Source organism: Flavobacterium alvei (genome assembly GCF_002920895.1).
GTDB lineage: Bacteria > Bacteroidota > Bacteroidia > Flavobacteriales > Flavobacteriaceae > Flavobacterium > Flavobacterium alvei.
Window position 1 is genome coordinate 213,241 of the sequence record NZ_PQVG01000005.1, and the last position, 25,344, is coordinate 238,584.

The following is a 25,344-nucleotide window of genomic DNA, read 5'->3' on the forward strand; positions in this document are numbered from 1 at the left end:
GAAATTTGGGGATGAATTGTATTTAAATTGAATGGATTATAAATTCTCCAACTGATTTGTCTTTTTGTCCTTGCTTATCGTCCAGAAGAAACCCACAAAAAAGAATCGGTCGGCAGTGGGAACAATAGCTTGGCTTTCATAAATCCCTGCTGAATTGGGTGTATTGGCATAATTGTATCCATACACATTTTTGATTCCAGCCACATTAGTTACCGAGAAGAAAAGTATTTTTTGAGGCGAAATTAAATAAGCCCAATTCACGCTCAAATTGTTGTAGGTTTTTGTTTTTCCGTCCATAAAAACCGTTTCGTTGGGATTGTTGTACGGCCTTCCGGAACTGAAAGTATAAGTAGCTCCGATTTGCGAACGCCAATCTTGAATCCAATATTTGGTTACCAAAGAAGCGGTGTGATCGGCAACAAAACTTGGGGTAGCTTGATTTGGAAAATTGGCGTAATTCCGTTCCGTATCAATATAAGAATACGAAATCCAATATTCCAGATTTTTGATGTTCTTGTTGTCTCTCCAATACAGCTCTAAACCTTTGGCATAACCGGTTCCGTTGTTGCTGAAATTGCTGCTATATACAGGCGATTTAGTGTCATATTTCACCAAATTATCATAGCTTTTATAATAGATTTCGGCTTTAAAAACCTGTTTGTCTTTATTGAATTCATAGTTCAAAATATAATGTTGGGCTTTTTCGGCCTTCAAATTAGTGCTGTATTTAAGGTAATCGTTTTTGGGTGCTTGTTCAAAAGTTCCGTAAGCCATAGAGAATTGCTGATTTTTGGCCACTTTATACGCCAAAGCTAATCTTGGCGCTATCGAATTTTCGTTCAACAGATAGTTTTTCGAAAATCGGAAACCTACTTTTGCCACTAAATTGCTGGCAATAAAAAAATCGGTTTCTGAATATGCGGCAAGAATATTCGAATTGTATCCACTTTTGAAATTGGTTACCAATTCTGAAAAATTGGTGTAAAAATAATCGACACCAAAACTGGTTTTTATTTTATCCGAAATGGGTTTGATCAATTTCAGCTTCAAATGACTGGCATTTTCAGAAGCATCGTAATTATAAACATCGAAAATCCCGCTATTGCGACTTTTGGCAAAACTAATTCCTGCAAAAATGTTCCAATTGTCGCCAAAACCGCCTTTATAAGAAAGGTTTGAATACAAATTATTATTCTTGTTTTGGGTACGCAATTTATCGGGATAATTAACATCGTCTTGCTTCAAATCGAAATTGGCTGCGGTATAGGAAGCATAAAACTTTAGCAATCCTCTGTCTAATTTCTGTCTAAAAACGGTTTCTCCACCAAAAGATTCATAAGGTTTAATCCATTCGATATTGTCGGGCAACAAAGTTTGATACGGCTGTAAATTGATGTAACTGGTGTTCACACTCAAGGAATTATTCTTCCATTTTTGGGTATTTCCGAGACTTGCACCAACAGACATTACACCAACATCTGTTTTCTCTAAATCGGGTTCGTCGATGGTATTCATCAACAAAACACTCGAAAGCGCCTCACCATATTCAGCCGAATAACCTCCTGTTGAGAAAGTAGTTCCTTTGAAAAGCATTGCCGAAAAAGTACTTCTTGTAGGCACATTATTTGCCGTTTGAAGATAAGGTTGCGCCACCCGAATTCCATCGACAAAGGTTTGGGTTTCGTTTGCTTCACCTCCACGTACAAAAAGTTTACCACTTTCGCCAACCACTTGTGTACCTGGCAAAGTTTTGAAAGCAGAAACAATATCGCCCGGATTTCCTGCAGTAGTCAAAATATCCAAAGGTTTCAATACCGAAACTCTCGATTTCCCTCCCGATTCCATCGTTCCAGCCGTGATTAAAACTTCGTTTAGTTGGGTAGAACTCGGTTTTAATTGTAGGGTTTGGTTTTTAAAATTTTCTACAACAATTGGTAGGCTTTTCGTCTCAAATGACAAAGCACTAATGACCAAATTTTGATTTCCAACGGCAGTCGTTATAAAACTAAAATCTCCTTTATCATCGGATGTTGCACCATCATAAGTTCCATCGATATAAATGTTGGCATTGGGAACGGGTTTGTTCTTTTCGTCCACAATTTTTCCTGAGATCGTGGTTTGCGAAAAAGAAATAATCGAACAAAAGAAAAGGGCTATGGATAAAAATGTCTTCATCGGTTTAGTTTTTTTGATGAAGCAAATGTATTTCAACCATTAGAATATTGGAATTTAAGTTAACTGAACTGTAGAATTTTGGGGATGAGTTGTAAAGACGTTTAAAAATGACTATAGATTCGAAGATTTAGTCCTTTAAAAACTTAAATTTGTTTATTCTTAAAATTTCAAAAAAATGAAAAAATCAATCTTTTTATTGGTATTGTTGTCTTTTGGCTTGGCGTCATTTGCCCAAGAAACTGCATCAAATTATGACGAAAAACTAGCCAAATCGCTTAATGCAGACGAACGTGGAATGAAAAAATACGTGTTTTGCTTGTTGAAAACAGGAAGCAATACCACGGCTACAAAAGAAGAATCCCAAAAATTATTTGAAGGTCATATGACCAACATCGGTCGGTTGGCCAAAGAAGGAAAGTTGGTTGTGGCTGGACCATTTATGAAAAACGATAGGAATTATAGAGGGCTATACATTTTCAACGTGGAAACAATTGACGATGCTAACCTTTTAGTAGCATCTGACCCCGCCGTAAAAGCCAATCTTCTTGAAGCCGAATTGACGCTTTGGTACAGCAGTGCGGCATTGCAGGAAACATTGAAAATTCACGATAAGATTACCAAACCTAAAATGTAATTTTGAACCAAATGATTTCTCTGTTTCCAAAAAATCAACTATGAAAACCGAAAAAGAAAAAATGATTGCAGGAGAATATTATCTTGCAGGTGATTCAGTTTTAATAAAAGAACGCAGAAAAGCCAAAAATTTGCTCCATCGACTAAACGTCATTGAATACAGAATAACTAAAAAGGCTAGAGAAATAATTCAAGAATTAATTCCAAATGCTGGAACCAATCTTTATATAGAACCTCCGTTTCATTGTGATTATGGTTACAATATTGTTTGTGGCGACAATGTATATTTCAACGTGAATTGTGTGGTTTTGGATTGTGCACCCATAAAAATAGGTTCGAATGTGTTTTTTGCACCCAATGTTCAGATTTACACGGCCAATCATCCATTGGAAGCCGAGTTAAGAAAAACACTCGAAAATGCATTGTCTGTTACTATCGGAGACGATTGCTGGATTGGCGGAAACACAGTTATTTGTCCAGGAGTCAATATCGGAAAAGGTTGTGTGATTGGAGCCGGTTCGGTGGTTACAAAAGATATTCCTGACAATTCTTTGGCAGTGGGAAATCCGGCAAAAGTGATTAAAAAACTCAATAGCACCCTAGAAAAACACAACTGATTAACAGGAAATCAACTCAATAACCTGCGTTTTCGCATATAAAAATATGCTAAAAAACATAAAAACAAATCTTTTTCGACTTTCATTTTATAACTTTGTAGTTCTTCTATAAAACTACAATGAACAATATAGCTCAAATCAAAAGAAATTACCAATTAATCAAATTTCGAAAATTAGTAATTGTTTCTATACTGATTGGTTTTCTATCCGCTTTTTTAGGAGTAGTTTTAAAAAAAATAACGGAACATTACGAAGAAATATTTTTTAGCAAAGCCAACATAAATCCAATATTCTTTATTGTTTTTCCAGTTTTCGGATTATCTATCATCTATTTTCTTCGGGAATATTTGTTCAAGAAAAAAGAGAATAAGGGTATCAAGGAAATCTTTGAAAGTACCAATACCAAGTCAAAGAATTTACCGAGTTACAAAATCCCTTCCCATTTCATCAACGGATTATTGACGGTGGTTTTTGGTGGCTCTACAGGAATTGAAGTTTCGACAGTAGTCGCTTCGGCAACTATTGGCTCTGTCGCACAACGAAAAGAAAATGTTTTTAAACAATACAAAACCGAATTGATTTGCGCAGGAGTTGCAGCAGGAGTTACGGCTTTATTTGGCAGTCCTATTGCCGGAATTCTTTTTGCTTTTGAAGTCATTTCGAAAAAATTAACTCGTGCATTCTTGATTACTAACTTGATTGCTGTTGCCATAGCTTTTGGGCTTATATTTCTCTTGGAGGAAAAACCATTATTCGCAGTAAACATCACGACTTGGCATATAAAAGCCATCCCATATTTTATACTTTTAGGAATTTTGGCAGGATTGAATTCGGTGTATTTAACCCGATGCGTCTTGTTTTTCAAATCCCAGTTTTCAAAAATTAACACACCTTATTACAAAATTCTTTTGGGTTCGGCAGTTTTGAGTATTTCATTATTCATTTTCCCACAATTGTATGGCGAAGGCTATCACTCCATCAAAACCATTTTTGGTAGCTCGACAGAAATTCCGTTGACGATAACTTTGGCTTTCACTTTCTTTGGATTATTAGTTTTAAAACCAATAGTAACCTCAATAACCTTAGCTTCTGGAGGTGATGGAGGCGTTTTTGCGCCAAGCCTATTTATTGGTGCTTTTTTGGGATTGTTGATAGCTTCAATTTTAAATACCTTTTTTAATGCCGGACTGATTCCTGTAAATTTTATGATTATAGGAATGGCGGCCGTTTTGAGTGCTAGCATTCACGCTCCTTTTACCGCAATCTTCTTGGTTTGTGGTTTAACCAATGATTATACTCTGTTCCTCCCTCTTTTGGTCGTTTCCTTGATTTCGAAATATACAGCCAAAATAATTTATCCTTTTACGGTTTATTCTTTTTCGCCCAGTATCGCAAATTAACTATTATGCCAATTGAAAAAATAAAACGGAATTACCGCAAAACTAAATACATACTCTACAGAGAAACTTTAGTAGATTGGAAAGAACATTTTTGGGCCTTTTTGGGTTCTTTTGTCGCTATTGGAATTTTGGCTTATATACAATCCATTCATTTTTCCGGAAATGATGCCGTTTATTTAATTGGTTCTTTTGGAGCATCAAGCGTTTTGGTGTATGGTATTATTCAAAGCCCGTTTTCGCAACCTCGCAACTTGGTTGGTGGTCATTTAATTTCGGCATTCATAGGCGTTACAGTACACAAATTAGTTCCAGATATTATTTGGATTGCCGCGCCATTGGCTGTTTCACTTTCCATCGTTTTGATGCAAATCACCAAAACATTGCATCCACCAGGAGGAGCGACGGCTCTTATCGCCGTTATAGGTTCGGATAAAATAAAAGCTCTCGGCTATATCTACGTATTTTCTCCTGTGTTAATCGGCGTTTTGATTTTGCTTCTTACCGCTTTAGTTTTCAACAATATGACTTCCAACAGAAGTTATCCAAGTCATCCCAAATACCATCTGATTAGGAAAAAACTAATTCATAAGTTCAAGAAAAAGTAGGTTTAGTTGCAACAAAAGATATTCCTTACAATTCTTTTATACTTGGAAAAGTAGTCATTAACCGCAATCAAACCTTAAAAAACATATTATGGATGAAATTCAAAAAAACAGTCTTGAAATAGTCACAGATATTCTAGAAACAGGATTAGATACTCTTTCAGAAAATGAATTTGTTAAAAATTTTCCAATCATTGGTAATATAATTAAAGTTGGTTTAACTGTTAAATCAATTAATGATAGAATTTTTTTAGCAAAATTGTCTACTTTTTTATTTAACCTAGAGAAAATTAATAAAGAAGAGAAAAAATCAATGATATATACATTGGAATTTGATGAAAAGAAAAAAAATAAAATTGGAGAAACACTTATTCTAATAATTGATAAATTAAATAGCTTTGAAAAACCTTTACTTGTTTCTTTTTGCTTTGCTTCATATCTAAAAAATAAAATTTCATTTGAAGATTTTAATAGATTATGTAATTCTATAGAAATTGGAAATATTTATGACTTAAAAGAGTTTTCAAAAGAATCTGTAAGTCAAAACATTCTAGATAAACTATTTAACACTGGATTAACAGAAATTTCAAAATCTGCATTTGGACAAACCCAATCTGGAGGAACACTTGTTGAATTATCAATAAATAAGAGTGAACTTGGAGAAAAATATTTAAGAATTATAAAAAAATAAATAACTAGTTTACAATACATTTCATAAAAACAATATAATTCTATACTTATTAAAGTAATCGTAGGAGTATTTAATATCGAAAACATCTATTATTCTGCTCTGAATTATTAAAACTAGAAACCACTAGAAAACCAAGTGTTTAAAATATTTTCAACAAATCCGAAATCTCAAATCTAAAATCTAAAATTAAATTTTACCTTTGACCTCTCAATAAAAACAAAGATTATGGTTTACAAATTCAGGGTAATTCTCGATGCCGAAGAGGACATTTTTAGAGACATTGCCATACTTGCCGAAGACACTTTAGAGGATTTACACAATGCTATCTTCAATTCATTTGGATTTGACGGTATGGAAGTCGCTTCCTTTTATACTTGTGACGACACTTGGAACCAAGAAGACGAAATTCCGATGTTTGACACAGGCGATATTCCCGGCGAACAAAAAACGATGAGCGATTATCAGCTTTCGGATATTTTGGATCAAGAAAACACCAAAATAATCTATGTTTACGATTTCATTAGTATGTGGACTTTCTTGGTAGAACTAGCTGCCATCGAAGAAGTTTCTGCCGGAATTACTTATCCTGAAACCATCTTTTCTGTTGGAGAAATGCCTACCGAAGCCATGGAAAAACATTTCATTGCCGACGATGATGAAAGCGAAAGCTACAACGAATTTGAAGATGACCTCGATGAAGAGGACTTAGATATGTTCGAAGGAGACGATAGTTATGAAGACTACGGATTTGAAGAAAACTGGAATTAAAAAGAGAAGAAATTAAGAATCAAGAACCAAGATGAAAGACTTCTACTCTGTCTTACATCTTGGTTCTTTTGTCTAAAAAAACAAAAAAACAATGATAAATTTATTCAACACTCACATCGAAACACTTTCCATTCACCGAGTGGGAAATAAAAGCCGCAACGAAGCCATTTTCTTATCTGAGCAACCTTTTAATTTAAACGATGAAATTGTTCCTTTAATCAAAGAATATTTCTTTAAACCTTTTCGGGAAAAAGAGGAAAACTACTTTCAGTTTGCACACGAAGTCGATTTGGAATACAATGATATGTTTAAATATGCTACTCAAATTTTTGAAAATCCGAGTTCAATTCACGAAGTATCCAAGCAAATAACCACTCATTTATTTGAACAATCGAATCATCCACACATTAAAAATGGGGAAGTTTATGTAACCCATTTGACGAATCTAAACATCGACAATAATGTGGTTGATGCTATTGGAATTTTCAAAAGCGAATTACAATCTGATTTTTTGCAGTTTGAAGAAAAAGAATCCAATTTGGAAATGGTTTTGCAACACGGTATTAACCTGAGCAAACTGGACAAAGGCTGTATCATTTTCAATTATAAAAAAGAAGAAGGATATAAAATCCTAACTGTTGACAGCAATCGTTATGATGCCCGTTATTGGTTGGAACATTTCCTTTCGGTTGATGCTTTTGAAGACGAAAATTTCATCACCAAAAAATACTTGAAATTCTGTCAAGGTTTTGCCAAAGACGTAGTTTTTCCTGCCGAAGACAAAAAAGAAGAAGTGATGTTTATGAATCGTTCGGTAAATTATTTTGCCAAAAACGACCAATTCGAAGAAAGCAATTTCTTAAATGAAGTTTTGGACAATCCGGATTTGATTCCAGAATTCAAAAACTACAAAGTAGATAAAGGCGAAAAATACAGTATTGAAGACGTGACTACTTTTCCTATTGCCAATGCAGCCGTTTCAGATGCTAGAAAATCAATTAAAAACGTAATCAACTTGGATACTCAAATCCAAATCAAAATGGATTTCATAAATCCAGAAAGTGCTGAAAAATTTGTCGAAAAAGGTTGGGACGAAGAAAAACAAATGTATTACTACTTGGTTTATTTCAATAAAGAAGTAAAAAGCTAGTACTAAATTCTTAAAATAACACCTGTTTAAATCCTCAATTAGTAAAATAATTGAGGATTTTTTTTAATATGTTCTGTTCTAGAACAAGTTAAAACAACATCAATATATATTATTTTGTAAGTTTTAAATTATTTTTTATGTAAAAATATGTAGTTTATCGATTTTATTTTGTTTTTAATCGCTTATACAGTAGCTTTACTGTATTATATTTAAACAAATATTCTTGTTGTGGTTTAGACCCGACTTCTGATTTAAAAGAAATAAAACTTTTTTTACCACCAGAGTTAAAAGATATAAATTAAATTACATCAAAAAAGACATTTTTAAACTTATTATTCATTCAAAAATTGCTAAAAATGACACTACTTATCCTCATACTAAAAAGCATAATGTTGTTAATGCCAAAACCTAATAAAAAGTATAAAGTTCGAGTAGCTGTTATAGACATGAAGAGCTAAAAAATTCATTAATTTATTTTAAATTATTGATTAGCTGATAGTTTACATCATATCTGCAACTTTACAGATTTGATTCCTTAATCAACCACTACATTGGAAACAAAAGGAAAAAATATACTATTCAAAACTTGGCAAAATAGTAATAGCCGATACTTTGATTTCAAATATTCAAAAATAGATTATTCAATATGATCCCGAATTTTTCGGGATTTTTTTTTGCCTTTTTTCCTAAAAATTACATCAATACAAACTTCTCGTTATTTTCCAATTTGTAAAAAATTAATTATATATTGTAACCTACAAATAAGACTGATGTGTTAAACATATATACAATTTAGAAAAATCATGAAAAAAATAATAGTCTTACTTCTAATAGGCAACTTTGGGGTATTGAATGCTCAAAATAGTATAGAAATTCCACCTGGTACAATTCAATTAAATGATAGTTTATTCATTGACGTATCACCCGTTACAAACTCGACATTTACAGAATATTTGACTGCAAAAAAAGTTTTGAAAAATAAAGGATACGATTCATTTAGTGAATTTACCAAAGCAACAAATGAAAAAGGCTTCCCCATTGAAATGAAAGTTATATTCCCTCCCTTATTGATTGACTTTTATTCAAATAACAACTATTTAACAGAATTAGGGTATTGGTCGGGATACCAATTCCAATATCATCCAGTATTGAATGTTTCAAAAGAACAAGCCATTAACTTTTGTAAATGGAGAACTGAAATGGTAAGTCATTTATGGAAATACGATGAAAAACATGCGTTAAATAAAAATCAATCTGACAAAATTAATTACAGGTTAGCAACTGAAAATGAACTTATTCTTGCAAAAACATTTTTTTCAAATTCAAATACAATCATTGAATTTAAAGAAAAACTCTTGGACATAAAACTGGAAAAAAATGCCACTCAGTTTACTATTTTCCCTGTAAAGGAGTTGACAACTTCCGAAAAATTATTCAACTTTAATTCAAATTATGGATTTACTGGATTTAGATGTATTTGCGAAATAGAAAAATAATACGCCAATATAATTCAGTCCAACATTCTTCTTTTTTTGTATCAAACAAAAAATCCCGATTGCTCGGGATTTTTTGTTTGATTATTTCTTAGCTTTCTTAGCCTTTTCAGCTTCGGCTTGTTCCATTACTTCTTGCAGTTTTCGTTGGAACTTACTTTGTTTTTTAGGCTCTTTCAATTTGTTTTCTTGAATTTGAGCGTGAATTTTATCACTATCAATAAAATATCTTTTAATAACAAGCATAATTCCAATAGTAATCAAATTCGAAACAAAGTTATACAAACTCAAACCAGCACCGTAACTATTAAAGAAGAACAACATCATTATTGGCGAGATGTAAATCATCATTTTCATCATTTTGGCCATATCTGGCATTCCTTCTTGTTGCGGAGCAGCCATTTGCTGATCTCCAGAAGTCATTTTCATATAAAAGAAAATCGCAATCGAAGCCAAAACGGGGAACAAACTAATATGATCTCCGTATAACGGAATATGAAACGGAAGTTTAACAACCGCATCAAAAGAAGACAAATCGTCTGCCCAAAGAAAGCCTTTTTGTCTCAATTCATAAGCCGATGGAAAAAACTGAAACGAAGCATACATAAAGGGCAACTGTATCAAAGCTGGAATACAACCTGCCATTGGGTTTACTCCCGCCTTGTTGTATAACTTCATAGTTTCCTGCTGCTTTTTCATTGGGTCTTTTTTGAATTTTTCTCCCAATTCAGTGATTTCAGGACGCAATACTTTCATTTTGGCTTGTGACAAGAACGATTTGAAGGTAATTGGCGACATAGCCACCTTGATTAAAATAGTAAAAATAATGATGGCAATTCCCAAAGAAAGTCCTAATGTTGAGCTCAAAAATCCAAATAGGGGAATAAAAATAAATTTATTAATCCACCCGAAAATTCCCCAACCCAAAGGAATTATTTTCTCTAAATTTTTATCATACTGCTTTAATGTTTTATAATCAGATGGGCCAAAATACCAACTCATTTTATAATCTAGTTCGCCATTGCTGAAAGCCAAAGGAACATTTGCTTTTAATTGTTTGGTAAAAACAGTATCGATTGTTTCATCATTCACCAATTTAGTTGAATGCAGTTTTGAAGTCTCAAAAGGCTTATCTGTCAATAAAATAGTAGAGAAAAAATGCTGTTTGAAAGCGATATAACTCACTTTAATTGGCGTATCCTCAGTATCTTTTCCTAATCCAGTACTATTGTCTTTTCCATCTTCATATTCATAACGAATGTCAGTATATCGATCTTCATACGAAATACTTTTCTCGTTTCGATAGGTTTTTAAATTCCATTCTAAATCTAACGGTTTGCTAGTATTCAAAACTTTATTTAAACCTTGTGAACGCAAATCAAAACCAACCATATAATCGTTTGGTTTCAAAATGTATTTGTATTCTAAAAATTCATTGGCACTAGCCTTCAATTTCATTGAAAGGATTTGGTCTGCTCCTACTTTGGAAATTGTAGGTTCAAAATAAAGGTCTTTGGTGTTTAAAGTACGATTATCATTGGTTTGCAATTGAATATTCAAATTGGCATTATTGTTTTTAATCAATTCTACCAATTGTCCTGATCCTTTCTTGAATTTCTCCAAATTTTTTAAAGTCGCTTCAACAATATAACCTCCTTTATTGGCAATTTTCAGAATTACTTTTTCGTTTTCGATAGTGGTAACCTCTTCTTTTGCCGATGGAAGAGTTGCAGAATAAGCAAAACCGCCTAAAGTTTTTTGTAATTGAACTAATTGAGTTGAATCGCCTGCCACTACTGCTACTGGCGCAACTGCCGCTTGAATTGCCTTTTTTGCTTTTTGTGTTGCAACAAGTTCTTTTTTAGCTTTTTCGGCTGCTATTTGTGCTTCAGAAGGCTTGTTTTGATACATAATCCAAATCAAGATTCCAAAAATCAATACGAAACCAATAATCGAATTGAGGTCTAATTTTTTTTCTTCCATTTTTAATTTTTTATCCTCTCCCCAACCCTCTCCAAAGGAGAGGAAGCCGAGTCTTGAATGTGCTTATTATTATTTAATTATCTGTTAGTCCAGTTTTGCTTCAAATTGTTACTGAATACTACTTTTTCTTTGCTTTAACCACTGCAGCTACAAAATTCACAAAAAGTGGATGTGGGTTTTCAACCGTACTTTTATATTCTGGATGGTATTGTACTCCAATGTAAAAAGGGTGATCTTCTAATTCTACAATTTCTACTAAACCTGTTTCTGGATTGACTCCCGAAGCTTTTAATCCCGCTTTTTCTAATTCGGCCAAATAATGACTATTGAATTCATAACGATGGCGATGACGCTCAGAAATAGTTGTTTTCCCGTAAATTCTATATGCTAATGTGTCTGGTTTGATTTCGCATTTCCAAGCTCCAAGACGCATAGTTCCTCCTTTGTCGGTAACTGTTTTTTGATCTTCCATCAAGTTCACAACTGGATTTGTCGTATCAGGATTCATTTCGGTCGAATTGGCATCGGCATACCCCAAAACATTTCTTGAATATTCGATGGTTGCCATTTGCATACCCAAACAAATTCCTAAAAAGGGCACTTTATTTTCACGAGCATAATGAATAGCTTCTATTTTTCCCTCAATACCTCTTTCGCCAAAACCTGGAGCAACAAGAATTCCGTCTAAATCTTTTAGTTTTTCTTTAATATTTTCTAAATCAATATATTCAGAATGTATCGAGATTACATTTACTTTGGTTTCATTGGCAGCACCTGCGTGTATAAAAGCCTCTAAAATTGACTTGTAGCAATCTTGCATTTCTACATATTTTCCAATCAAACCGATATTTATCGTATGTTTTGGATTTTTCAATCTGCGTAAGAAAGTATTCCAATTTTTCAAATCTGGAGCTGCTTTTTTGGGTAAGTCCAATTTTTTTAATGCTACAACATCAAGTCCTTCTTCCAACATCAAATTAGGCACTTCATAAATGGTTGAAGCATCGATAGATTGGATTACGGCTTCTTTTTTGACATTGCAAAACAAGGCTAATTTATTGCGGATTTCTTGCGAAATTTGATGCTCTGTTCTACAAACTAAAATATCGGCTTTGATACCGCTTTCCATCAAGGTTTTAACAGAGTGTTGCGTTGGTTTTGTTTTTAATTCTCCGGCTGCGGCCAAATATGGAATTAAGGTCAAGTGAATCACAATGGCATTGTTTTCGCCCAAATCCCAAACCAATTGACGAACGGATTCGATATATGGTAACGATTCGATATCACCCACAGTTCCACCGATTTCAGTAATTACAATGTCAAAATCGCCGGATTTCCCCAACAATTGCATTCTTTCCTTGATTTCGTTGGTAATATGAGGTACAACTTGAACCGTTTTCCCCAGGAATTCGCCTCTTCGTTCTTTTTCGATAACTGAAAGGTAAATTCTTCCCGTGGTCACATTATTTGCCTGAGAAGTTGGAACGTTCAAGAAACGCTCGTAATGTCCCAAGTCCAAATCAGTTTCTGCACCATCATCGGTTACATAACATTCTCCGTGTTCGTAAGGATTTAATGTTCCCGGATCAACGTTTAGATACGGGTCAAACTTTTGAATTGTTGTTCTATATCCTCTTCCCTGTAATAATTTTGCCAATGAAGCCGCAATTATCCCCTTCCCTAAAGAAGACGTAACTCCGCCTGTAACAAAAATATATTTTGTTTGATTCATTTTATTAATAGTGTTGTAGTTGTTGTTGTTTGGTAAAAATGCAAGCGAATAGTTTGCAAAAACGCTGCAAAAATACGATTATAAATTGAGAAAAAACTAATTTGGAATTGAGATAATTTTGATTTTATTGACAAGTATGAATTGGTTATCGTTTTTTAGTTAAAAATCATAAATAAAAAAACCTACCCAAGATTTTAAATCCCGAGTAGGTTTTTCGCATTCACTATTTATACTGCTTTTAAAAGCTTTTTTATGATTTCAGGATTTCTTCTATCATCGATAACAAGGTGAACGATTAAAATATTCTCTTGGATCTCAAAACCTATAAAAATATGGTTGTGAGTAAAATAAAATAATTTTTTATCGGATGTTTTCTGAGGAAGTGTAATAGAAAAATCTAATGTTTGTAGTGTCAACTGGATTTCTTTATACAATTTTGAACTATACTTTTTGCTTTTGTTTCTATTGGTATAATACTGCATAATATCTATCATATCCAAAGAAGAATCTGTAGACCAAATTACTTTTCGTTTAGCCATTCTTCCACTTTTTTGTCCATTTCATCTTGGGTCAAAAAATCGCCTTCTTCAATCTGTTGTCTTGATTTGGCTAGTTTCTCTAAATGATAATTAGAAAGTACATAAACAGTTTCTTTCTTATCAACAATTTCCTTGATTTCATCTAATATGGAATCATCATCAATTAGATTTATTTTTGAAACCAAATATTTTTTTAATGCAATTGCTTTCATAACAGTACAATTTTACACAAACTTACTATTTTATTTGTACTGATTTTATTTTTTGGTAATTTTTTACATTAACACGGGATTGTTGTAATAAAAAAACCTACCCAAGATTATACATCCCGAGTAGGTTTTTCTACTAACTAATTCAATTTTTTATTCAACTGCTATTCGATGGCTTTCTACTTGGTCATTTATGAGAATTTTTAGAACATAAATACCTTTTTTTAATCCTTTTACAGAAAAAGTAGCCTTGTTATCCGAAATTTTAATTTTTGATTTTGATTGTCCTAACATATCAAAAAGCTCTCCCGAAATTGTTACGTCTTTTTCGAATTGCTTTTCTGAATCTTTTAATTCGATTGTCACGATATCATCTGCTGGATTTGGAAATACTGTAAATTGTTCTGCAGTACTGCTTAATCGAAGACCTAAACCACTGCAATTACTAATTGGTTCTTCTTCAACAAAAAAGGGAGTTGTACCACAACTATTTGTTGTAGTAACATAAATATCAATTGTTCCCGAATAGGTTTTTGGAAAAACTAAAACATCTTGTATTACACCATTATAAGTTTGGCTGGTTTGTGTCACTTTTACCCAAGGAATTGGGGTAACATTGTATGTATAGGTGATTAGAGGGTTTCTGTTTGGAATTTCATAAGGCACATAATGATATTTTATATCATCGCAATATTCGTTGCTGGCTCGAACTAAACTAAATGCCTGCGGTAATCCAGCAAATAAAGATAGTGATTTGGTATAATGTTCTCCACAACTATTAGTTACTGTAGCTATTATATCCGTTGCACCACCAGCTGTTGTTGTAAATGTTGTTGATGTACCGCTTGTTGGACTTAAAGTGCCTGCTGTTGCATTTGACAAACTCCAATTTACCGATTGATTTGCTAATAATCCAGAAAAGGTATAGGTTCCAGTCGTACATACTGTTGTATTTCCGGATATTGAACCACTCGATGCAATTGGCGAACGAGAAACTGCACATGCCATTATGGGGTAGCCTGAATTATCAACATAAGGTTTAACCGAAACAGTTGAAGGTAAAGAAATTACAGAATTTGGTGTCAAAGTTACCGAATTCATAGAAGAATTCACTGTACCTGACCAGCTACCACTATAACTCCATTGATAAGTTACAGTTGCACCACTAGGAATATTAGCTGGTGTAACCGTGAACGTTTGCGAACTCGTGTCTCCACAAGCTAGACCTAAACTTGTTGGGGAGAAAGTAAAACTGGGCACTAATGCCTTTGTTATTGTGAAAACACACGTTGATGTATATTCGATATTTCCGCTTGACTTAAAAACCACATATAGCGTGCCACCAGAAGCATTAAAGTCAGAGGAATTTATCGAGAAACTAGCTGATGTTGAACGGGTATTAGGATTAACTTGCGTATTCCAAGATGATTCTAAAATCTGTGACCAACTTCTTTCTATTCTCGAATCTGACGAAGATTTTTTTGTATAAACACGCAAATCACTTAAACCAACAACTTGACCGTTTGGTTTACTTAAGTTTATTCCTAAATTTATTGATGTAGTGGTACTTGATGCCAAATCTATATTTCCGCAATTTGCTAATGTAATAGTAGATTGACCATTATTTGTATATTGCAAATTTGATGCACTTACTGTTACTTGTGCATAAGAGCCAAAAGAAAAGATTAAAATTGCAACAAATTGTAAAAGCTGTATTTTATTTTTCATTTTACTTGTTTTTTAAAGATTATTTTCATTTTTCTAAATGTATTTGAAAACCAATTCCAATTGTGAAATCATTATATGTTGTATCAGAATTATATTTGGATGAATTATAATTTAGCGAAAGTTCGAGAGCAACACTACTATTGAAAAAAATAGCTGAACCTCCTTTTATAGTATATCCACTGCTTTTATTTGAACCCCCGTCATCACTTTCACCTTTACCATAACCATAACTTGTTTGTAAAAAAGGGTTAATTATTTTTTCGGATTTTCTAAAATAATATCGTACAAAAGGTGAAATACCATAACTGTGACTATTATTGTTAGCACCCGATGGGTTTGAGAAACTAAAGCCTACCGCAGTTCCAACTGCAAAATTATCTGCAACAAAATAACCTAAATTTGGTGAAATATTAATACCACTACCAGTTTGAGTAAATTCTGTATTATTGCTTTTAAATGTACTTTTATAGTTTGTAAAGTTTCCACTACCTCCAACCATCCAATTCCCTTTTGTAATTTGAGAATGGGCCGAAAGAGTAAATAAAATTGTTGTAATAAAAAATATTTTAATTGTTTTCATAATTGTATATTAGGTTAAAAATTGTAAAATTATAATTATTCTGTTCTCGTTTTGGCGGGCTGTGATCTTGCAAGAGCCTCTTTTTTTGTATTTTCATATGACGAACGTTAGTGTTTTTTAGTGTTTTGTTAATTAACTATTTGCAATAATAACACTGAATATTTACTTACAAATTCCTTGCCAAAACATCAGTTTTTTCTTTTTTTTATAGAAATTAAAATATTATATTTTTGTACGTTTTTAATTATAGTTTAAAATTACAAAGTCCACAACATTCTATTTTACGGTTTTCCACATTTGGCACAACTTTTTTCATTTTTTTTCATTTTTGCACTCAAAATCCATAAAAAAAAACCTACCCAAGATTATACATCCCGAGTAGGTTTTTCAACTAACTAATTCAATTTTTTATTCAACTGCTATTCGATGGTTTTCTACTTGATCATTTATGAGAATTTTTAAAACATAAATACCTTTTTTTAATCCTTTTACAGAAAAAGTCGCCTTGTTATCAGAAATTTTAATTTTTGATTTTGATTGTCCTGACATATCAAAAAGCTCTCCCGAAATTGTTACGTCTTTTTCGAATTGTTTTTCTGAATCTTTTAATTCGATTGTCACGATGTCATCTGCTGGATTTGGAAATACTGTAAATTGTTCTGCAGTACTGCTTAATCGAAGACCTAAACCACTGCAATTACTAATTGGTTCTTCTTCAACAAAAAATGGAGTAGTGCCACAACTATTTGATGTTGTAACATAAATATCAATTGTCCCTGAATACGTTTTTGGAAAAACCAAAACATCTTGTATTACACCATTATAAGTTTGGATGGATTGTGTCACTTTAACCCAAGGATATGTAGTAACATTATAGGTATAGGTGAATGCTGGGGTTCTGTTAGTTATTTCATATGGCACATAATGGTATTTAATATCATCGCAAAATTCGTTGCTTGCCCGAACTAAACTAAAAGCTGGTGGCAAACCTGCAAATAAATCTAGTTCTTTAACATAAGATTGTCCACAACTGTTAGTCACTGTAGCTATTAATTTTACTGCACCACCAGCTGTTGCTGTAAATGTTGTTGATGTACCATTTGCTGTACTTAAAGTTCCAGCTGTTGCATTTGACAAATTCTAAGTTACCGATTGACCAACTAATAATCCTTCAAAAGTAAATGTTCTAGTCGTGCATACTGTTGCACTTCCAGAAATATATCCAGTAGGATCAATAGATGAGCGAGTTACAGTACAAGTTTTTACTTCTGTAGGAACACCATTAATATTTTGAGTAACAGTAATTGTTGATGGCAATACTAGACCTGAACTTGGCTGCAAATTTTTGGAAGTAGCAGTTGATCCAACCTCCGTCCAACCAGGAAAACTCCAACTGTATGATGGTGTTACGCCAGCAGGAATATTGGCTGGTGTAATTGTAAATATTCTTCCTGTAACTTCTCCACAACCTAAACTGAGACTGTCGGGAGATAGGGAAAAACTCGGTGGAGGTGTTTTAGTTATTGTAAAAGTACAAGGTGAAGTGTATTGTGTGCCTGAGGGTGACTCAAATACCAAAAGTAAAGTTCCGCCTGTCGCATTAAAATCAGCGGCATTTATGGAAAAACTAACAGTAGGGGCGTATGATAAAGTAGTAGGCGCAGCTCCTGGTGTCCAATTCGTTGAAGGAATTTTTTTAAGGTACCTTTGTGTTTTTACATCAGAGAAGGACTTTTTAGTGTAAATATACAATTTACTTTCGCTATTATTAATTACAGATGTATATGTATCGATATTGACTATCATACTTATCAAGGTGCTAGTACTTGAGGCTAAATCTATATTTCCACAGCCACTCACAAAAGATTTAGGCTGTCCATTATTAGTGTATTCTACGTTTTGTGGCGTCACTGATACTTGCTGAGCAGATAGACTCAAAGAGAATAACAATACTGCTACATATTTTATAAAATGTATTTTGTTTATCATTTTGTTTGTTTTTTAATTTTTTTATTCTTTTTCTAAATGTATTTGTAGTCCGATTCCAGTTGTGAACCTATCATATTGATTATTATTAACATTGTTTTTTGAAGAGCTATATTCAATTGTTATTTCAAGTGCAACACTACTGTTTAAAAAAAAGGCCGAACCTCCTTTAAGTCTATATTCAGACGATTTATTATGACCACCTTCCAATTGAATCTTACTTCTATTAAAACTATAGCTTGCTTGAAGAAAAGGGTTAATAATCTTATCAGATTTTCTAAAATAGTATCTAACAAAAGGCGCTAATCCGAAACTCTGGCTATTATTATCAGACCCAGAGGGGTTTATAAAAGAAAGACCGACAATACTTCCTATTGAAAAATTGTCAACCACAAAATACCCTACATTTGGCGATAATTCAAAGGCAAAACCAGTTTGAGTTGTTTCAGTATTATTGTCTGAATATGTGTTTTTGTAGTTTATAAAACTTCCACTTCCTCCGACCATCCAATTTCCTTTTGTGATTTGGGAACTAGCAGAAATTGTAAATAAAATTGTTGTAATAAAAAATATTTTAATTGTTTTCATATGTATATTTAAGATTTATAAAAGTTAATAATGATTAATCTGTTTTTTGAGGGGTGGGCTGTGGTCTTGCAACAGTCTCTTTTTTTGTATTTTCATATAGCGAACGTTAGTGTTTTTTAGCGTTTTGTTAATTAACTATTTGCAATAATATCACTGAATATTTACTTACAAATTTCTTGCCAAAATATAAGTTTTTTCTTTTTTTATATAAGCAAAAACATTCTTTTTTTGTACGTTTTTAATTATAGTTTAAAATTACAAAGTCCACAACATTCTATTTTACGGTTTTCCACATTTGGCACAACTTTTTTCATTTTTTTTCATTTTTGCACTCAAAATCCATAAAAAAAAACCTACCCAAGATTTTAAATCCCGAGTAGGTTTTTCAATTTACAATCTTTGCTGCTTTGTTAGGGCAGTTTTAAATTAATAAATCCTATTACAAATCTCTGTACAGTTCTAATCTTTCCCATTTAGAATCTACTTCTTCTTGGGCTTGAGTCAATAACGCGGCACCTAATTCGGCATTTTCTTTTACCACTCTATTAAAACGAGCTTCGTTGTACATAAAGTCGCTCAAAGGAATTGTTGGTGCTTTAGAATCTAATTTGAATTTTTTACCTTTTGCTTCCATAGGATTGAATCTAAACAATGGCCAGTATCCTGAATCGATTGCTTTTTCTTGTTGCGAAATTGCGTTTTTCAATTCGTAACCGTGTTCACCACAATGAGAATAAGCAATAATCAAGGATGGTCCAGGATAAGCTGCGGCTTCTTCAATAGCTTTAAGCGATTGTAGGTCTTTGGCTCCCATTGCAATTTGAGCTACATACACATTTCCATAAGAAATAGCTTGAAGCGCAAGGGATTTTTTACCTGTTTTTTTACCACCAATAGTAAACTTAGCACTTGCTCCAAGAGGAGTCGATTTAGAAGCTTGTCCACCAGTGTTAGAATACACCTCAGTATCCATTACTAAAATATTGATATCTTCTCCTGTAGATAAAACGTGATCTACTCCACCGTATCCGATGTCATAAGCCCAACCGTCTCCACCAAAAATCCAAACGGCTTTTTTACGAAGGTATTCGGTCAATTGGCTTAATTTTTTAGCATCGGCATTGGTATCACTAATTCGTGCTAAAATTTTATTAAGTGCTTCAATTTGAGCAAATTTTTCGTTTTTCAAGGCTTCGGTTTCTTCAGAGTTGTTTAGAATAGCATCCACTAATTCTTCGCCAACTACTAATTTCAATGAAACTAATAAATCAACTGCGATTTCTTGTTTTTTAGACAATCCTAATTTTAAACCTAAACCAAACTCGGCATTGTCTTCAAAAAGTGAGTTTGCCCAAGCTGGACCTCTACCAAATTCATTGGTTTTATATGGTGTAGTTGGTAAATTTCCTCCATAAATAGAAGAACAACCTGTTGCATTGGCAATCATAATACTATCGCCATACAATTGCGTAATCATCTTGATATAAGGTGTTTCTCCACAACCAGAACAAGCTCCTGAGAATTCGAATAATGGTTCTAAGAATTGAGAGCCTTTTACATTAGTGATTTGCAAAGCCGTTCTGTCATAGTAAGGCAAGCTTACAAAGTGATCCCAGTTTACATTTTCTTCGACATCCACTTCAATTTTCTTGTGCATGTTGATGGCTCTGAAGTTTTCTTTTTCTTTTGAAATTGCTGGACAAACCATTACACAAAGGTCGCAACCAGTACAATCTTCTGGTGAAACCTGTAAAATATAAGATTCGTTTTCTTTAGCAAAAGGTCTTCCAATGGCTGGAACACTTTTTAATGATCCTGGGAATTTTGCTAATTCATCATTCGTTACTACTTTAGAACGAATGGCAGCGTGAGGACAAATAGCCACACATTTGTTACATTGTGTACAAAGGTTTTCGTCGTCCCAAACTGGAATAAAGTCGGCAATACCGCTTTTTTCGAATTGTGAAGTTCCTGTTGGGAAAGTTCCATCTACCGTGAAAGCACTCACTGGAAGATCATCGCCAAAACCACCTAATATTTTTTCTAACACTTCGGTAACAAAACCATCAGGAGCATTTTTCATAGCCGAAGCTAAATGTCTTTCGCTAGTAGCTACTTTTGGATAATCAACTTGGAATAAATTTTCTAAAGCTTTATCCACCGCGTTAAAGTTCATTTTCACTACTTTTTCACCTTTGTGAGAGTAGGATTTTACGATAGCGTTTTTAATTTTTTCAATCGCTTCTTCTTTAGGTAAAATTCCCGAAATAGCGAAGAAACATGTTTGTAAAATGGTATTGGCTCTTTTTCCAAGACTGGCTTCGAAAGCTACTTTTGTAGCATCGATTACGTAGAATTTAGCTTCTTTGTCAATGATTCCTTGTTGAATTTGGATAGGCAATCTCGCCCAAATCTCATCTTTAGAATAGGGTGAGTTCAACAAGAAAGTACCACCGTGTTTCAACTCAGCAATCATATTGAATTTTTCAATAAAATTGAATTTATGACTGGCGATAAAATCGGCTTTATCCACTAAATAGTTGGAATTGATTGGGTCTGGGCCAAAACGCAAGTGCGAAATAGTTTGTGCTCCCGCTTTTTTAGAGTCATAAACGAAGTATCCTTGAACGTAATTATCTGTAGTTTCACCAATGATTTTGATGGAGTTTTTATTGGCCCCAACCGTTCCATCAGAACCTAAACCATAGAACATACAGCTAATGGCTTTTGTATGAATATCGAACTTAGGATCAAAATACAAACTGTGGAAAGTTACATCATCATTGATTCCAATAGTGAAGTGATTTTTAGGTTTTTTATTCGATAATTCGTCATAAATTCCTTTTACCATCGCTGGTGTAAATTCTTTGGATGACAATCCGTAACGACCACCAACTACAATAGGCATTTCTCTACCGCTTTCAACAAGTGCAGTAACAACATCTAAATACATTGGATCACCAATACTTCCAGGCTCTTTTGTTCTATCCATAACAGCTATTTTTTGAACTGTTTTTGGCAATACATTCACAAAAGCACTAATATCGAAAGGTCTGAACAAGCGAACTAAAATAACACCCACTTTTTCGCCTTCTTCAAGCATTACGCTGAGAGCTTCTTTTACAGGACCTTCGGCAGAACCCATAATAATAATTACTCTATCGGCTTCTGGATGTCCTATATAATCGAACAAATTATAGTGACGACCTGTAAGTTCGCCAAACTCGTTCATTACTTCTTGAACGGCTGCAGGAACAGCATCATAATATTTGTTGGCCGCTTCACGAGCTTGGAAGAAAACATCTGGATTTTGAGTGGTACCTCTAAGCACTGGACGATCAGGATCTAATCCTCTATGTCTGTGTTCGGCCACTTTATCTTCGGGCATCATCGCTTGAATGATTTCGTCAGGAATAGAATCAATTTTTGAAATTTCGTGAGAGGTTCTAAAACCATCAAAAATATTCATAAATGGCACTCTAGTTTTAAGTGTTGCCACCTGAGAAATTAAGGCAAAATCGTGTGCTTCTTGAACAGAACCACCAAATAACATAGAAAATCCTGTTTGTCGGCAAGCCATAACATCGGAATGATCTCCAAAGATAGAGAGTGCGTGTGTAGCCACCGTTCTGGCTGCCACGTGAATGACGCAAGGCAATAATTCACCAGCAATTTTATACATATTAGGAATCATCAACAACAAGCCTTGAGAAGCGGTAAATGTTGTAGTCAAAGCACCGGCTTGCAACGAACCGTGAACAGTTCCTGCAGCACCCGCTTCACTTTGCATTTCGACAATTCTTGGAATATTGTTCCAAATGTTCTTTTTGCCTTTTGAGCTGTAAAGTTCGGCGTGTTCCCCCATTGGCGAAGATGGCGTAATAGGATAAATGGCACAGACTTCATTGGTTTTGTGAGCAATTAAAGCCACTGCTTCATTACCGTCACAAATTACTTTTTTAAAAGTTTTATTCTTCATTTTTATAAAGTTTTTTAAACCATCTCGAATTTGTGACGAACCATTCAATCTACAAATTACTTGACGGTATTTAATTTTAAGAGCCAAAAAAAGCTAAAATTCCAAATGGCTTTTTAGCTTTTTCCAACTCCATGATTTACTCATTATGCAACCAAGCTTTTTTGTCTAATAATTGAGCTTCTGTTTCTACATGATTCCCATCAGGAATACAACAGTCAACAGGACAAACAGAAGCACATTGTGGTTTATCGTGAAACCCCTTACATTCTGTACATTTGTCAGCTACAATGTAGAAAAACTCATCAGAAATTGCGTCATGCTCTTCACTAGCATCGACTTCTATTCCTGAAGGAGATTTTACCATTCCTTTCAAAGCCGATCCATCTGCAAAAGACCACTTAGTGTCTGGTTCATAAATTGCGTTGTTTGGACATTCTGAAATACATGCATCACAGTTGATACACTCGTCCGTAATAATTATTGCCATAAGAGATATATTTTTTAATTCCCCGTAAAATTAAATGGCTTTTTATTACTTTTATATGATAATCGTCATATTTTATTAAATAATCTAAAATTAAATTTGACACATCATTTATTAACATTTTTTATTAATAATGAAAAAATATCATACTTATGGGTGCAACTACAATTAAACCTCAGCCTGAAAAATTAGAAGCCGTAGTAATCCGTTTCGTTGGTGACTCTGGAGATGGAATGCAGTTAACAGGAACTCAATTTACGGATACCTCAGCGATGTTTGGCAATGATATTGCCACTTTTCCCAACTATCCAGCCGAAATCAGAGCACCTCAAGGCAGTTTGTATGGAGTATCTGGCTATCAAGTTCACATTGGTAGTGTTGAAGTTAGCACTCCTGGAGATGCTGTAGATTTATTAGTAGCTATGAATCCTGCTGCATTAAAAACCAATCTGTATGCTTTAAAACCAGGTCATACTTTAATAGTAGATATTGATTCTTTTAATAAGAAAAATTTAGAAAAAGCAGAATACACCTCAAACCCATTAGAAGATGGAAGCCTCGATAATTACAGAGTTATCGAAGTAGATATGACTTCCTTGACCAAAGAAGCATTGAAAGATGTGGCAGGTTTAGACACTAAATCGATTTCGAGAAGTAAAAACATGTTTTCTTTAGGGATGATTTATTGGATGTACAACCGTTCGACCGAATATACTATTGATTTCTTTAATAAAAAATTCAAGTCAAAACCACATATCGTCGAAGCGAATACTAAAGTTTTAATGGCTGGCTATTATTTTGCCGAAACCTTAGAACTTATTCCTAACTCCTACACTATTTCGCCAGCAAAAATGCCCTCTGGAACCTATAGAATTATTATGGGAAATACAGCAACTGCTTGGGGGTTCTTGGCAGCGGCCGAAAAATCAGGATTGGAATTATTCTTAGGTTCGTATCCAATCACTCCTGCAACCGACATTTTGCACGAATTGGTAAAACACAAACATTTTGGTGTAAAAGCATTTCAAGCCGAAGACGAAATTGCGGGAATTACTTCGGCAATTGGCGCAGCATTTGCGGGAGATTTAGCCATAACAACTACTTCAGGTCCTGGATTAGCCTTAAAAGGAGAAGCCATTGGTTTAGCCATAATGACCGAATTGCCATTAGTGATTGTAGATGTGCAACGTGGAGGCCCTTCAACAGGATTACCAACCAAAACAGAACAATCGGATTTATTGCAAGCCATGTATGGTCGAAATGGTGAAAGTCCATTAATTGTTATAGCTGCCAGCACACCTGCCAACTGTTTTAACTTTGCTTACGAAGCGGCTAGACTGGCTTTAGAACATATGACTCCCGTTATTTTATTGACTGACGGTTACATCGCAAACGGATCGGCTCCTTGGAAAATACAAACCGTTGCCGAAATGCCAGAAATAAAAAGCAATAGAATTACTGAAGTAAAAGAAGACTGGCATCCTTATGATAGAGACGAAAAAACATTGGCTCGAAATTGGGCTGTTCCAGGAACTCCGGGATTAGAACATCGAATTGGTGGATTAGAAAAAGACGCCGTTACCGGAAATATTTCTTATGACCCGAAAAATCATGAGCAAATGACTCAAATTAGAGCCGAGAAAATCGAGCGAGTAAAATTTAATATACCAGACTTAGAAACTGAATTTGCCAATGAAGGCGATTTATTAGTCATTGGTTGGGGCGGAACCTATGGTTCTTTGCATTCGGCGGTGAAACAAATGAATGAACTGGGACATAAAAACATTGGTTATGCCCATTTCAATTACATTAATCCAATGCCAAAAAACACCGAAGAAGTTTTATCCAAATTCAAAAAAATTCTGGTTTGCGAATTAAACAGCGGTCAATTTGCCAGCCTACTCAAAATTAAATACAGTAAATTTGACTTTTACCAATTTAATAAAGTGCAAGGATTGCCTTTTGCCAACGAAGACCTAATTGAGAAATTTAAATCACTAGTGTAAT

Annotated in this window: 21 protein-coding genes; 9 read left to right on the top strand and 12 right to left on the bottom strand. The window is 33.9% G+C overall.

Annotated elements, in window-relative coordinates:
* Window positions 1-36: 36 nt before the first annotated feature.
* Window positions 37-2,175, bottom strand: coding sequence for a TonB-dependent receptor (locus tag C3L50_RS10345; RefSeq protein ID WP_103806097.1), 2,139 nt, complete (start codon window positions 2,173-2,175; stop codon window positions 37-39).
* A 175-nt stretch (window positions 2,176-2,350) separates the two neighbouring features.
* Between C3L50_RS10345 and C3L50_RS10350 the strand changes: the two genes are divergently transcribed.
* The 8 genes from C3L50_RS10350 to C3L50_RS10385 all read left to right on the top strand — a co-directional run bounded on the left by C3L50_RS10350 (window position 2,351) and on the right by C3L50_RS10385 (window position 9,532).
* Complete coding sequence (locus tag C3L50_RS10350; RefSeq protein WP_103806098.1) at window positions 2,351-2,809, top strand: YciI family protein; 459 nt, start codon at window positions 2,351-2,353, stop codon at window positions 2,807-2,809.
* 40 nt (window positions 2,810-2,849) lie between these two features.
* Window positions 2,850-3,425 carry a sugar O-acetyltransferase gene (locus C3L50_RS10355; RefSeq protein WP_103806099.1) on the top strand — a complete coding sequence of 192 codons (576 nt, stop codon included), beginning with the start codon at window positions 2,850-2,852 and terminating at the stop codon, window positions 3,423-3,425.
* Window positions 3,426-3,544: 119 nt separating this feature from the next.
* On the top strand, window positions 3,545-4,825 hold the full coding sequence (locus tag C3L50_RS10360; protein WP_103806100.1) for a chloride channel protein: 1,281 nt from the start codon (window positions 3,545-3,547) through the stop codon (window positions 4,823-4,825).
* Window positions 4,826-4,830: 5 nt separating this feature from the next.
* Window positions 4,831-5,430, top strand: a complete 600-nt coding sequence (locus C3L50_RS10365; RefSeq protein WP_103806101.1) for an HPP family protein — start codon at window positions 4,831-4,833, stop codon at window positions 5,428-5,430.
* A gap of 88 nt (window positions 5,431-5,518) precedes the next feature.
* Entirely contained in the window at window positions 5,519-6,118 is a 600-nt protein-coding gene (locus C3L50_RS10370) for a hypothetical protein (protein ID WP_103806102.1), read from the top strand.
* A gap of 225 nt (window positions 6,119-6,343) precedes the next feature.
* Window positions 6,344-6,886 (top strand): IS1096 element passenger TnpR family protein, encoded by a 543-nt coding sequence (locus tag C3L50_RS10375; protein ID WP_103806103.1) that lies wholly within the window; start codon window positions 6,344-6,346, stop codon window positions 6,884-6,886.
* Window positions 6,887-6,977: 91 nt separating this feature from the next.
* Window positions 6,978-8,036: a nucleoid-associated protein gene (locus C3L50_RS10380; protein ID WP_103806104.1), complete on the top strand. Its 1,059-nt coding sequence runs from the start codon at window positions 6,978-6,980 to the stop codon at window positions 8,034-8,036.
* A gap of 803 nt (window positions 8,037-8,839) precedes the next feature.
* Window positions 8,840-9,532 carry an SUMF1/EgtB/PvdO family nonheme iron enzyme gene (locus tag C3L50_RS10385; RefSeq protein WP_103806105.1) on the top strand — a complete coding sequence of 231 codons (693 nt, stop codon included), beginning with the start codon at window positions 8,840-8,842 and terminating at the stop codon, window positions 9,530-9,532.
* Between the two features lie 81 nt (window positions 9,533-9,613).
* On the opposite strand, the gene yidC is transcribed toward C3L50_RS10385, so the two are convergent.
* The 11 genes from yidC to C3L50_RS10440 all read right to left on the bottom strand — a co-directional run bounded on the left by yidC (window position 9,614) and on the right by C3L50_RS10440 (window position 23,340).
* Window positions 9,614-11,512 carry a membrane protein insertase YidC gene (yidC, locus tag C3L50_RS10390; RefSeq protein ID WP_103806106.1) on the bottom strand — a complete coding sequence of 633 codons (1,899 nt, stop codon included), beginning with the start codon at window positions 11,510-11,512 and terminating at the stop codon, window positions 9,614-9,616.
* Between the two features lie 118 nt (window positions 11,513-11,630).
* Window positions 11,631-13,244 (bottom strand): CTP synthase, encoded by a 1,614-nt coding sequence (locus tag C3L50_RS10395; RefSeq protein ID WP_103806107.1) that lies wholly within the window; start codon window positions 13,242-13,244, stop codon window positions 11,631-11,633.
* 227 nt (window positions 13,245-13,471) lie between these two features.
* Window positions 13,472-13,783 (bottom strand): hypothetical protein, encoded by a 312-nt coding sequence (locus C3L50_RS10400; protein WP_103806108.1) that lies wholly within the window; start codon window positions 13,781-13,783, stop codon window positions 13,472-13,474.
* Window positions 13,765-13,995, bottom strand: a complete 231-nt coding sequence (locus tag C3L50_RS10405; protein ID WP_103806109.1) for a hypothetical protein — start codon at window positions 13,993-13,995, stop codon at window positions 13,765-13,767. Before C3L50_RS10405 ends, C3L50_RS10400 begins: the two co-directional genes overlap by 19 nt.
* Before the next feature lie 150 nt (window positions 13,996-14,145).
* A complete protein-coding gene (locus C3L50_RS10410; RefSeq protein ID WP_103806110.1) occupies window positions 14,146-15,720 on the bottom strand; it encodes a T9SS type A sorting domain-containing protein in 1,575 nt (524 codons plus the stop codon).
* Window positions 15,721-15,745: 25 nt separating this feature from the next.
* Entirely contained in the window at window positions 15,746-16,300 is a 555-nt protein-coding gene (locus C3L50_RS10415) for an outer membrane beta-barrel protein (protein ID WP_103806111.1), read from the bottom strand.
* A gap of 408 nt (window positions 16,301-16,708) precedes the next feature.
* Complete coding sequence (locus C3L50_RS10420) at window positions 16,709-17,437, bottom strand: T9SS type A sorting domain-containing protein (RefSeq protein ID WP_103806112.1); 729 nt, start codon at window positions 17,435-17,437, stop codon at window positions 16,709-16,711.
* Window positions 17,438-17,440: 3 nt separating this feature from the next.
* On the bottom strand, window positions 17,441-18,289 hold the full coding sequence (locus tag C3L50_RS10425) for a hypothetical protein (RefSeq protein WP_133158874.1): 849 nt from the start codon (window positions 18,287-18,289) through the stop codon (window positions 17,441-17,443).
* Between the two features lie 21 nt (window positions 18,290-18,310).
* Window positions 18,311-18,874, bottom strand: coding sequence for an outer membrane beta-barrel protein (locus C3L50_RS10430; RefSeq protein WP_103806114.1), 564 nt, complete (start codon window positions 18,872-18,874; stop codon window positions 18,311-18,313).
* Between the two features lie 439 nt (window positions 18,875-19,313).
* Complete coding sequence (nifJ, locus tag C3L50_RS10435) at window positions 19,314-22,853, bottom strand: pyruvate:ferredoxin (flavodoxin) oxidoreductase (RefSeq protein ID WP_103806210.1); 3,540 nt, start codon at window positions 22,851-22,853, stop codon at window positions 19,314-19,316.
* A 136-nt stretch (window positions 22,854-22,989) separates the two neighbouring features.
* On the bottom strand, window positions 22,990-23,340 hold the full coding sequence (locus C3L50_RS10440; RefSeq protein WP_103806115.1) for a 4Fe-4S dicluster domain-containing protein: 351 nt from the start codon (window positions 23,338-23,340) through the stop codon (window positions 22,990-22,992).
* 149 nt (window positions 23,341-23,489) lie between these two features.
* Between C3L50_RS10440 and C3L50_RS10445 the strand changes: the two genes are divergently transcribed.
* Complete coding sequence (locus C3L50_RS10445; RefSeq protein WP_103806116.1) at window positions 23,490-25,343, top strand: 2-oxoacid:acceptor oxidoreductase subunit alpha; 1,854 nt, start codon at window positions 23,490-23,492, stop codon at window positions 25,341-25,343.
* Window position 25,344 lies beyond the last annotated feature (1 nt).